General features: G+C 64.3%; 11 protein-coding genes. 5 read left to right on the forward strand and 6 right to left on the reverse strand.

Annotation, left to right across the window (positions count from 1 at the left end):
- Nucleotides 1-44: 44 nt before the first annotated feature.
- The gene (locus OXK16_01460; GenBank protein ID MDE0374614.1) at nucleotides 45-743 is read right to left on the reverse strand and encodes an alpha/beta fold hydrolase; all 699 of its coding nucleotides are present in this window, start codon (nucleotides 741-743) and stop codon (nucleotides 45-47) included.
- 131 nt (nucleotides 744-874) lie between these two features.
- On the opposite strand from OXK16_01460, the gene OXK16_01465 reads away from it, so the two are divergent.
- Genes OXK16_01465 through OXK16_01475 form a run of 3 tightly spaced genes read left to right on the forward strand, consistent with a single transcriptional unit; the run spans nucleotide 875 to nucleotide 2691 of the window.
- The gene (locus tag OXK16_01465; GenBank protein ID MDE0374615.1) at nucleotides 875-1372 is read left to right on the forward strand and encodes a glycine/sarcosine/betaine reductase selenoprotein B family protein; all 498 of its coding nucleotides are present in this window, start codon (nucleotides 875-877) and stop codon (nucleotides 1370-1372) included.
- A gap of 54 nt (nucleotides 1373-1426) precedes the next feature.
- Entirely contained in the window at nucleotides 1427-1792 is a 366-nt protein-coding gene (locus OXK16_01470; GenBank protein ID MDE0374616.1) for a hypothetical protein, read from the forward strand.
- Entirely contained in the window at nucleotides 1792-2691 is a 900-nt protein-coding gene (locus tag OXK16_01475; GenBank protein MDE0374617.1) for a 1,4-dihydroxy-2-naphthoyl-CoA synthase, read from the forward strand. Before OXK16_01470 ends, OXK16_01475 begins: the two co-directional genes overlap by 1 nt.
- 60 nt (nucleotides 2692-2751) lie before the next feature.
- On the opposite strand, the gene OXK16_01480 is transcribed toward OXK16_01475, so the two are convergent.
- Nucleotides 2752-2931 (reverse strand): hypothetical protein, encoded by a 180-nt coding sequence (locus OXK16_01480; GenBank protein ID MDE0374618.1) that lies wholly within the window; start codon nucleotides 2929-2931, stop codon nucleotides 2752-2754.
- 143 nt (nucleotides 2932-3074) lie between these two features.
- On the opposite strand from OXK16_01480, the gene OXK16_01485 reads away from it, so the two are divergent.
- Both OXK16_01485 and OXK16_01490 read left to right on the forward strand, forming a co-directional pair.
- The gene (locus OXK16_01485) at nucleotides 3075-3515 is read left to right on the forward strand and encodes an NfeD family protein (GenBank protein ID MDE0374619.1); all 441 of its coding nucleotides are present in this window, start codon (nucleotides 3075-3077) and stop codon (nucleotides 3513-3515) included.
- Between the two features lie 77 nt (nucleotides 3516-3592).
- Nucleotides 3593-4528 (forward strand): SPFH/Band 7/PHB domain protein, encoded by a 936-nt coding sequence (locus OXK16_01490; GenBank protein MDE0374620.1) that lies wholly within the window; start codon nucleotides 3593-3595, stop codon nucleotides 4526-4528.
- 81 nt (nucleotides 4529-4609) lie between these two features.
- Here OXK16_01490 and OXK16_01495 read toward each other — a convergent pair whose 3' ends face one another.
- The 4 genes from OXK16_01495 to OXK16_01510 all read right to left on the reverse strand — a co-directional run.
- Nucleotides 4610-5353 carry an amino acid ABC transporter ATP-binding protein gene (locus tag OXK16_01495; protein MDE0374621.1) on the reverse strand — a complete coding sequence of 248 codons (744 nt, stop codon included), beginning with the start codon at nucleotides 5351-5353 and terminating at the stop codon, nucleotides 4610-4612.
- A 24-nt stretch (nucleotides 5354-5377) separates the two neighbouring features.
- Complete coding sequence (locus tag OXK16_01500) at nucleotides 5378-7864, reverse strand: amino acid ABC transporter permease (GenBank protein ID MDE0374622.1); 2487 nt, start codon at nucleotides 7862-7864, stop codon at nucleotides 5378-5380.
- 1 nt (nucleotide 7865) lies between these two features.
- Complete coding sequence (locus OXK16_01505) at nucleotides 7866-9419, reverse strand: ABC transporter permease subunit (GenBank protein MDE0374623.1); 1554 nt, start codon at nucleotides 9417-9419, stop codon at nucleotides 7866-7868.
- A gap of 200 nt (nucleotides 9420-9619) precedes the next feature.
- Nucleotides 9620-10377: transporter substrate-binding domain-containing protein (locus tag OXK16_01510; GenBank protein ID MDE0374624.1), on the reverse strand; the 758-nt coding region annotated here is incomplete at its 5' end.

The following is a 10377-nucleotide window of genomic DNA, read 5'->3' on the forward strand; positions in this document are numbered from 1 at the left end:
CCACGTCTATCCACCCACCAACCCACCAGACCCTACCGGTGGATTCAGGCTAAGACCTTGGTCGGGCACTCGAGATCGTTGAAGTCCACCAGCACCGAGTACGAGCTGGCGTAGTCGATTATCTGTGCCTCGAATTCCCGGGGGCATCTAAGCCTGTACGTGTCGTCGGCGCCGTCTTCACGGAGAGTGGTCCTTGCCATCAGATCGAGAACTCCGGGCACAACCTGCCGGAAGACGGGTGAGAAGCCGAGAAGCCCCACGAACTCATCGTACGATCGGAACCGGTCGCTACGACGGCGTGCGATGGCCGCCGTACGGGTAGCGGCTATGTCGAACTCCTCGTAGCTCCTACCCGGGGTGCAAAGAGGTGGATCCAGCAGGATCCGTGCCGCGAAGCCGCTTCCCCTTGTAGGGGACAGGAGACTTACCAGGCCGGACAAGGAGTGGAAGACACCTATCTTCGGTTTCTGTCCATAGGTTTCATCAATGGCCTCTAGAATATTGTCGTGATCCTTAATAAACGTAGGTATGGTGTGGGCTCTCAAAGATCCCGTTTCGTTCCATCCATGGTTCCTTAAATCGTAGAGTATTATGTCACAATCTTCGGCGAGTAACGACCAGAATGGTAAATATAGATCAATGGCCAGTCCGTTACCGTGACTCAGTACGAGCCGCGGACCCGAAGCGTTTCCGTGGCGGCGCAGAGTGATTCGGGTGCCGTCCTCCAGACGGACACCGTGCACCGAACTCGGTTCCGGAACCTTCCACACAGGGTCCAAACCCTAACCAAGCCGGCGAGCCTGCATGTTCGTCCGGCTGATCGCCGACCTGGAAGGCTGCGTTGGATGGCCGGGCAACGTCCTACAATCGGCGCATGACCGAGCCTTACCGCCGACCGATCGACTACATCGCGGTAACCAGGGAGACCTACGCCCAGCTGGGTTACCAGCCCTACCGCTGGGCTCTCAACGAGGATCCGCCTTCGTGGGCCACGCTCGGCAAACCGCTTTCGGAAGCCCGGTTGGGGTTGATCGCCTCGGGTGGTATCTACCGCCACGGGCAGGTGGCCTTCACGCATCGAGACGACGTGACCCACCGGGAGATCCCCACCGACGTGGACAGCGCCGAACTCCGGGTGACTCACTTCGCCTTCGATCCGGCCGCCGCCCGGCGGGATCCCAACGTGGTCTTCCCGATCGACACCCTTCGGTCACTGGTCGCCGAGGGCACGGTGGGAGAGTTGGCGCCGCTGGCGCTCACCTTCATGGGCGGCATCTACTCGCAGCGCCGGCTGGCCTCCGACTTGATCCCGGTACTAGTGGACCGTGTCCTCGAATTGGAGTTGGACGCGGTGCTGCTGGTACCTGTCTGACCGGTGTGCCACCAGTCAGTTGGGCTGGTCAGCAGGGCGATCGAGAGCAAGGGCGTGCCCACCCTGTCGATGACCAGCGCCCGCTCCATCACGGCATCGGCCAACCCGCCTCGGGCGGCTTTCACCGACTTCCCGCTGGGTCACACCTGCGGGCCGCCTGACCGGCAGGTGGAGCAGCGGTCGATCATGCGTGACGCCCTGGCGCTGTTCGAGACCATGGACCGGCCGGGAATCGTGGACTTGGGCTACGCGTGGCCCGCGCCATGGAAGGAAGCAGCGCTGCGACCGGAGGATCATCGCACCCCTCGTCACGACACCCCCCAGTACCAGAATCGGGATGACCGGGAGGCCGCGGTGGCGGCGTACGGGGTCGGGATCGCCTGCCGGGCCGGCGCCCCGGGCGAGATACCTCGCTGCTGATGGTCTCCGAGCTGTTCGATCCGCAATCCTGGCGCCCGGTAGAGGGCTTCTCCTTCGACGACATCACCTACCACCGGGCGGTCGATCAGGGAACGGTACGGGTGGCCTTCGATCGGCCCGAAGTGCGCAATGCCTTCCGGCCGCAGACGGTGGACGAGCTCTATGTCGCCCTCGATCATGCCCGCCAATGGAGCGACGTGGGGACCGTCCTGCTCACCGGGAACGGCCCGTCTCCCAAGGATGGGGGTTGGGCTTTCTCCTCGGGCGGGGACCAGCGCATCCGCGGTAGAGCCGGCTACATGTACGCCGAGGGTGAAGGCGCCGCGGACATCGACCCCGCCCGTCTCGGAAGGCTCCACATCCTCGAGGTCCAGCGCCTGATCCGGTTCATGCCCAAGGTGGTCATCGCGGTGGTGCCGGGTTGGGCGGTAGGGGGTGGTCATAGCCTCCACGTGGTGTGCGACCTGACCCTGGCCTCGGAGGAGCACGCCGTCTTCAAGCAGACCGACTCGGACGTGGCCTCGTTCGACGCCGGATTCGGGTCGGCCTACCTGGCCCGAATGGTCGGCCAGAAGCGGGCTAGAGAGATCTTTTTCCTGGGCGCCGACTACTCGGCCGAGGAGGCATTTCGTATGGGGATGGTCAACAAGGTGGTGCCTCATGCGGACCTGGAGGAGACCGCTCTGGAATGGGCCGGGATCATCAACGCCAAGAGCCCCATGTCGCAGCGGATGCTCAAGTTCGCCTTCAACCTGATCGATGATGGTCTGGTGGGCCAGCAGGTCTTCGCCGGCGAGGCCACCCGCCTCGGCTACATGACCGAAGAGGCCCAGGAGGGGCGGGATGCCTTCGTGGAGAAGCGTCCCAAGGACTTCTCGCGCTTTCCCCGTTACTACTAGTTGCTAGTTGCTAGTTGCTAGTTGCTAGTTGTAGTCAGTAACTAGACTAGAGACTACAAACTAGGAACTATTGTCGGTCTTGGCTTGCTGGGCCAGGTAGAGCCAGCCGAGGCCATGAAGGGCCACGCCGATGAGCAGGACCAGGGTGACCAACCAGTGGCCGAGAACCGCGGCGAACAGGGCAGCGATCACCGCCAGCGTCACCAGCGCCGACCGTACACCGTTCAGGGGTCCGTACATGGCGCGCCAGTATAAGGAGCGGGCGTCAGTATCCTCAGCGGGGTATGCGTTAGGGACTTGACGGCAGGACTCACCGGAGCAAGGGTTTCGGGGGAATGGTGTGGCGACGGTGCCCGCCCGTCCTTACGTGGAGACTGGAGACGATGATGGACAACGAAGTCTGGAGATGGGTGTGGACCGGCCTGGCCCTGCTCATGGGTCTCGGGGAGATAGTCACGGCCGGGTTCTTCCTGCTCCCGTTCGCGATCGGCGCCGGGCTCGCCGCGATTGCTGCCTGGACAGGACTGAGCGACCTCGTCCAGTGGTTGCTCTTCTTCGTCGGTACCGGGATCTCCTTCCTGTACGTGCGTCGCTTCATGAGAGCCCAGGATGAGGACGGGGGGCTGGTGGTGGGGCCCGGTCGCTACGTCGGGATGGAAGCCCGGGTGCTGGAGAGAGTCGACACCGCCGCCAACACCGGGATGGTCCGGGTGGAGGCGGAGGAGTGGCGGGCCTCCACCGATGGCAAGCCGATTGCAGAGGGTAGGAAGGTGGAGGTGGTGGCCCTGCGCGGCACCCGCCTGGTAGTCAGAGAAATTCAATAGTGATCTGTCTATGGAATGGCCTGGTTGTTTCGCAGACAGACCGCCAGTCGTAGAGACCAACAGAGAAAGGAAATCCGATGGAGGTAGCGGGCGTATTGCTCCTAGGCATCATTGCCCTGGCAGTCTTGCTGATCGCAGCGAGCGGGTTCCGTATCGTGCGGCCGTACGAGCAGGGTCTGATCGAGTTCCTCGGCAAGTACAAGAGGACCGTGTCCCCCGGGCTCCGGTTCGTCATCCCGTTCGTGCAGAGAATCCTGAAGGTCGACATGCGGGAGCAGGTGGTGGATGTGCCGCCGCAAGAGGTCATCACCAAGGACAACGTGGTAGTCACGGTGGACGCCGTGATCTACTTCGAGGCGACCGATCCGGTGAAGCTCAAGTATGCCGTTGGCAACTTCATCCTGGCCGTCACCAAGCTGGCGCAGACCAACCTGCGTAACGTGGTCGGCGATCTCCAACTCGATGCGGCGTTGGTGTCTCGCGAGCTAATCAACGGCAAGCTGCGCCAGATACTCGACGACGCCACCGACAAGTGGGGAACCCGGGTGGTGCGGGTAGAGATACAGCGAATCGAGCCTCCACCGGACGTGACCGACGCCATGCATCGCCAGATGAAGGCGGAGCGGTCCCGCCGGGCGGTCGTGACGGAAGCCGAGGGCGAGAAGCGGTCGGCCATCCTCAAGGCGGAGGGTGTGAAGGAGTCCGCCATCCTGCGGGCCGAAGGTGAGGCGGAGGCCATCATGCGGGTAGCCGACGCGGACAAGTACCAGAAGCTGACGGTGGCCGAGGGTGAGGGACAGGCCATCGAGAGGGTCTTCCTGGCGATCCACAACGGCGATCCGACCGATGACCTGATCGCTATCAAATACCTGGAGGCTCTGCAGGGCATCGCCGACGGCCAGGCCACCAAGATCTTCCTGCCCCTCGACACGTCGGGCCTATTGGGCGCGGTGGCGGCGATCGGTGAGATGTTCAAGGAGGGCGCCGCGACCGGCGGCCGCGGAACGAATTAGTTGCTGCTTGCCCGGTTAGTAGCTGCTGGCTACGAACCCCTCAGCGACAACTACAACTAGCGACTACAAACTAGGAACCAGCTAGAGGATCTGGCTGAGGAACAGTTTGGTTCGGTCGTGCTGGGGGTTGTGGAAGAAGTGCTCCGGAGTTCCTTCTTCCACAACCATCCCGTAGTCGAAGAAGAGCACCCGGTCGGCGACTTCGCGGGCGAAGCCCATCTCGTGGGTGACCACGATCATCGTCATGCCCGACTCGGCCAGCTCCTTCATCACATCGAGGACTTCCTTGATCATCTCGGGGTCGAGCGCCGAGGTGGGCTCGTCGAAGAGCATGATCTTCGGGTTCATGGCCAGGGCACGCGCTATGGCGACCCGTTGCTGCTGCCCGCCGGAGAGCTGGCCCGGGTACTTGTGCGCCTGCTCGGGTATGCCGACCCGCTCGAGGAGCTTCATGGCGGCGGCCTCGGAAGCCGACCTAGTCCGGTTGCGAGCCCAGATCGGCGCCAGGGTGATGTTCTGCAGGACCGTGAGATGGGGGAACAGGTTGAACTGCTGGAACACCATGCCCACCTCGCGGCGGATGGCGTCGATGTTGCGGAGATCGTTGGTCAACTCCATCCCGTCGACCACGATCCGCCCCGCCTGATGGGCCTCGAGGCGGTTTATGCAACGGATGAAGGTGGACTTGCCGGAGCCGGAGGGTCCGATCACCACCACCACCTCGCCCCAGCCGATCGAGGTTGACACCCCGCTCAGAGCCTGGAAGTCACCGAACCACTTCTTTACGTCTTCGCAGATGATCGCCTGGGATCCGTTGGTGGTCATCACATCCTCCTCAGTGATTCGGCATCAGCGTTCTCCAAGACCGAGGCTGCGCTCGTAGCGCATGCTCAGCTTCGAGATCGTGAAGGTAACTATCCAGTAGAACAACGCCATGAAGAACATCATCTGGGGCAGGGTGCCCTGGAAGTTGGGGTCGCTCTGCTGGGGTATGAAGCTGCGAGCGATCAGCAGGATGTCGGCCAGCCCGATTATGGCCACCAGCGAGGTGTCCTTGAAGGCGACGATGATCGACCCGACCAGCGCCGGGATCACCGTCCGCACCGCCTGGGGCAGGATCACCAGCGAGGTGGACTGGACGATGCTCAGGCCCGCAGCCCTGGCCGCCTCGTACTGGCCCCGGTCGATGGCCTGCAGTCCGCCCCTGATGTTCTCGGCCACGTAGGCCGAGTTGAAGATGGTGATGGCCGCGACTATCCGGACGATCTCGTCGAACTCCACTCCGGCCGGAAGGAAGGCGGTCAGCATGGCCGAGCCGAAGAACAGCCAGGTGATCATCGGCACGCTTCGGACCAGTTCGATGTACCCGGTGGCCAGCAGCCGGAAGATGGACATCGAGGAGGTTCGCGCCAGGGCGAGGATCAGGCCGACGGGAAGGGACAGTGCGATGCCGCTGACGGCCAGCAGGATGGCCAGGTTGAAACCGCCCAGGAAGGTGGTTCCCTGGAACTCGAGGGATGTGCTGGCAGCGCCCAGCCGGAACCCCACCACTGTCAGCACCGCAACGACTGTCCAGGCTCGGACCAGGTTGGTCCTTCCCCGCTGGGTTCCTCCGAAGGTGGGCGTCACCAGCAGGAACAGGGTGAAGGCGACTATCAGTGTGCGGTAGAGGAACGGCATCGGGATGAACCAGATCGACAGGCACACCACCGCAAGGCCTGCAGCCGATGCGCGAACCTTCTCCACCGGCTCTTTGATCGTGAAGGCGGCGGTCAGTATTGCCAGGCCGACTATCACCAACCCCACGGTGAGCCAGAGCGGCTCCTCCCCGGAGGCGAATGGCAGGGCTGCTGTCACCAGCCCGATGGCCGCCACCACCGCGGTGGAGGCATGCCCTCTCGGGGGGAGGCCCAGGACCCAGAGCGCGCCGCCACCCAGTACGACCGCCAGGAGGATGGAGACGACATCCGAGCGCAGGAAGGCGGTCAGGCCAGAGTCGTCGACGAACGTGGTACCCAGCCGGAACGCCACCACCGTCAGCACCGTGGCCGCCACCCAGACCCGGACCAGGTAGGTCCTCCCCCGCTGCGTTCCTCCGACGGTGGGCGTTACGAGCAGGAACAGGGTGAAGGCAGTGACCAGGACCCGGTAGAGGAACGGCATCGGGACGAGCCAGATCAACAGGCAAGCCAGGACAAGGCCGGCAGCCGCCGCCCTGACCGTCACCACCGGCTCCTTGATCGTCAGGGCGGCGATCAGTGTCGCCAACCCGATCAGCACCAACCCCGCCGCGACCCAGAGCGGCTCCTCGCCGGATGTGAGTGGCAGGGCGGCTATCACCAGCCCGATAGCCGCCACCACCGCGGCGCCGGTCGGTCCTCTGGGCAGAGCGACCAGCACCCGGAGCGCGCCGGCGCCCAGCACTATGCCCAGCAGCAAGATCATGTCGGTCCAGTCGAGGACCGGGTTGCGCTGGATGATGAAGATGATCACCGGATAGGACAGGACCCAGGCCGAGATGAGGAACCGCCGGAAGGCGCGGGGCCAGATGCGTTCGATCAGGATCCCGAGGGGGTAGACGGCCACCGCCAGCACGAACAGAGTCGTCCACGGGCCGGCGGTGGTGGCGGCTATCGGTGCGGTGGTCTGGTCGAACTGGCCCAACGGAACCGGGAGCTCCACGGTCCATAGGACGGCGGCCACCGCCGCCATGACCATCACCGGCACGCTCAGCAGCGGGATCGTCGGTGACGGATCGGCGGCGCGGCTCCACCGGACGCCGAAGTGGGCCAGGACGGCCACCAGGACCGCGGCCACGAGTATCCAGGCACGTACGCTGCTCCAGTTGGCGGGCGAGTCGAACTGCAGGCCGGGAATACCAAAGGTGCGCGCCTCGGCCGCATGGTGCATGATCGCCGTCACCGCCACCAGGACAGCGCCGCTCCTCAAGCCTCCCGCGAAGGTGGTGAGCTCGAGCCGTCCTCCTACCTTCCAGGACGCCATGGACCAGACCACCAGCACTATGAATATGCCCAGGGACGTCCAGATCCGGATCAGGTCGTCCTGCGGGAAGGCCTGGACCATCAGCAGCTTCGCATTGTGGGTGACCGCCGCCCACTTGCGTTCCGGAGCGAAGAGGTATGAGGTGATGAACCGCAGGATGTTGAGGAGCACCAGGGCGAATGCCAGGGTGAGGAACGAGTTGAAGGCGATCTGTCCCCAGGTGTGGCCCGAGAAGAGGTTCTCGCGCATCCAGCGCCACGGCCCGGTGGGCGGGGGCTCGGGAGCCCGCTCGGTCATGTCGGCGGCAACGGCGGCGGATGCGGGGTCAGTCATGTCAGCGCTCCACCAGGGCCATCTTGCGGTTGTAGTAGTTCACGATGCCCGACAGGATCAGGCTCACGAGCGAGTAGAAGCCCATCCAGAAGATGAAAACCGCCAATGCCTGGCCTTCCTGGTTGAAGATCGTCTGGCCGACCTGGACGATGTCGGCGTAGGCCACGGCGATACCCAAGGAGGTGTTCTTGGCCAGGTTCAGATACTGGGAACCGAGCGGGGGAAGGATGATCCGGAAGGCTTGGGGCAGCACGACCAGGCGCAGCACCTGGCCCCGGCGCAGACCGACCGCCGCGGCGGCCTCACCCTGACCGCGCGGCACGGCCATGATCCCGGCCCGCACGATCTCGGCGATGAAGGCGGCGGTGTAGAGCGTGACTCCCATCCAGACGGCCATGAAGCCCGGTGTGAGGGCCTTGCCGACCTCGTGGGAGTACTGGGGGAATCTGGTGGGCACCACCACCTCGGGAAGGGTGAAACGCAGGGGGGCGCCGCCGGAGAAGTCGAATCGTGACGCCAGGAAGTCGAAGAGCGGCTCGAGCCCCCAGTTCATCTGGTACCAGAGCGTCCGTCCCAGAACACTGGAGAGGGTTGCCTGCCCGGCCCCGGATACGAAGAACAGCATCACCCCGATTCCCACCACGGCCGCCACCGCCAGGCGGAAGTAGTCGTCATCCGAGAGTTTGGCCATCCCGGCGGGCGACCGGAGCCGCCTCAGATACCGCACGATGTAGCGGGCCGCCAACAGGACAACGAGGGCGGCCAGTACCAGCTGGAGACCGATCACCGGTACTACCCCGGCCATCCAGGCGAGGGCGGTGAACAGCCATCCCAACGCTCCGGCGACGGGATGGGCGAACCAGCCTCCCACCAGGAAGACGGCGAAAGTGCCGATCGACCATGCGAAGGCGTGGGTATCGTGCCCCTCTCGCTCCTGGAGCGCGATCCGGCGCCGGTACACCCAGCGTGCCGCCACCACGCCGAGGATCAGCAGCAGGGTGTACTGCCAGCGGCCGGCCAGGGGGGTGAGCCAGGGCATGGCAATGCCCTTGGGGCTGGCGAACAGCCACCGGGACCCCTCCATCTCGGGGGTCAGATCCGGCAGGAGCCCGACGATCAGCGCCTGCCAGAACAGGATCTGGACGAGCAGCGGGATGTTGCGGAAGAACTCGATGTAGGCGTTGGCGATCCTCGAGACGATCCAGTTGGACGACAGCCTCGAGATCCCGATCACGGTGCCGAGGATGGTGGCGGCGATGACACCGCTCCAGGTAACCCTCAACATGTTGACCATTCCCACCGCCAGCGCCTCCAGGCCCGACTCGGGATCAGTGTTGAACCCCTCACCGAGCTTGACGCCCAGTGGTTCACCGAGGAAGTCCCACGAGAAAGGGATGCCGGTAGCCCGAAGATTGCTGGTGGCCTGGGTTATGACCACATAGCCCAGCCAGAGGAGGCCGACGAGGATGCCGATTTGGGTGGCCCACTTGATGACCACCACGTTGCGCCATATGGGTACGCGTGTCTGCGAGGATCGCTCAGCGGGCGTGACCAATTGACCTTCCGTTATTTAGCCGGCCTCCTAGACGATACCAACTAGGTGGTCTGTCTGTGGAGTGGCGGTGGTGGTATGGCGTCGGCAGCGACGGGACGCCGTTGACCGCCAGAACACGCCTGGTTGTTTCGCAGGCAGACCACTACACGAGGAGGGGGCACCGGTTAGGTGCCCCCTCCTTGATTCGGATCTACTTGGTTCTACCGGGCCGGTGGTGCGTAGACCAGACCGCCCTCCGTCCAGCGGGCGTTGGCGGACCCGGCTCGGGCGAACCCGAGCGGGTGCAGGTTGTTGGCGTAGATCTCGTCGTAGTTGCCGACCTGCCGGATGGCCTGGGCGTATGCGTCAGCCGCAAGGCCCATCTTGGTCTGCAGCTCGTCATCGCCCACGCCGAGGAAGCGACCCGCTTCCGGGTCGGGCGGGTTGGCCACCATCTCGTCGATGTTCGCGGAGGTGACTCCCTTCTCGTCGGCGATGATCAGGATGTACACCAACCAGTTCACCACGTCAGCCCACTGGCTGTCGTTCTGCCGGTACATGGGGCCGAGCGGCTCCTTGGAGATCGGGGTGGTCGGGAAGATGATCCAGTCTCCCTCGGCGATCTCACCGTTCTGGATGGCGGCGTAGCGATGGCCGAACAGGGCCGATCCGTCGGTGGTCACCAGGTCGCAGGAACCCGCCCGGAAGAGGTCCATGGCCTCCGGGAAGTTCTCCACGGTCACCAGCTCGATCTCGGCGCCGACCACGCGGGCGCCCTCGGTGATGTTCTTCTCGGTGGTGGTACCGGCGTTGGTGCAGAGCCTGGCGCCGTCCACGTCCACCAGGGTCGAAGCATCGGTGAATCCGAAGTCGGCCTTACCCATGATCTGCTGGCCGTCGTAGAACGTGGTGGGTCCGAAGTCGCCGCCGATCTCCGTATCCCGGCTCTGGGTCCAGGTGGTGTTACGGAACAGCACGT

The organism is bacterium, assembly GCA_028821235.1.
Lineage (GTDB): Bacteria > Actinomycetota > Acidimicrobiia > Spongiisociales > Spongiisociaceae > Spongiisocius.

Bases quoted from the DNA above. Each gene is read 5' to 3' on its own strand.
- OXK16_01485 (MDE0374619.1), top strand. From the start codon at position 3,075: ATGATGGACAACGAAGTCTGGAGATGGGTGTGGACCGGCCTGGCCCTG.
- OXK16_01480 (MDE0374618.1), bottom strand. From the start codon at position 2,931: ATGTACGGACCCCTGAACGGTGTACGGTCGGCGCTGGTGACGCTGGCG.
- OXK16_01490 (MDE0374620.1), top strand. From the start codon at position 3,593: ATGGAGGTAGCGGGCGTATTGCTCCTAGGCATCATTGCCCTGGCAGTC.
- OXK16_01495 (MDE0374621.1), bottom strand. From the start codon at position 5,353: ATGACCACCAACGGATCCCAGGCGATCATCTGCGAAGACGTAAAGAAG.
- OXK16_01500 (MDE0374622.1), bottom strand. From the start codon at position 7,864: ATGACTGACCCCGCATCCGCCGCCGTTGCCGCCGACATGACCGAGCGG.
- OXK16_01475 (MDE0374617.1), top strand. From the start codon at position 1,792: ATGGTCTCCGAGCTGTTCGATCCGCAATCCTGGCGCCCGGTAGAGGGC.
- OXK16_01465 (MDE0374615.1), top strand. From the start codon at position 875: ATGACCGAGCCTTACCGCCGACCGATCGACTACATCGCGGTAACCAGG.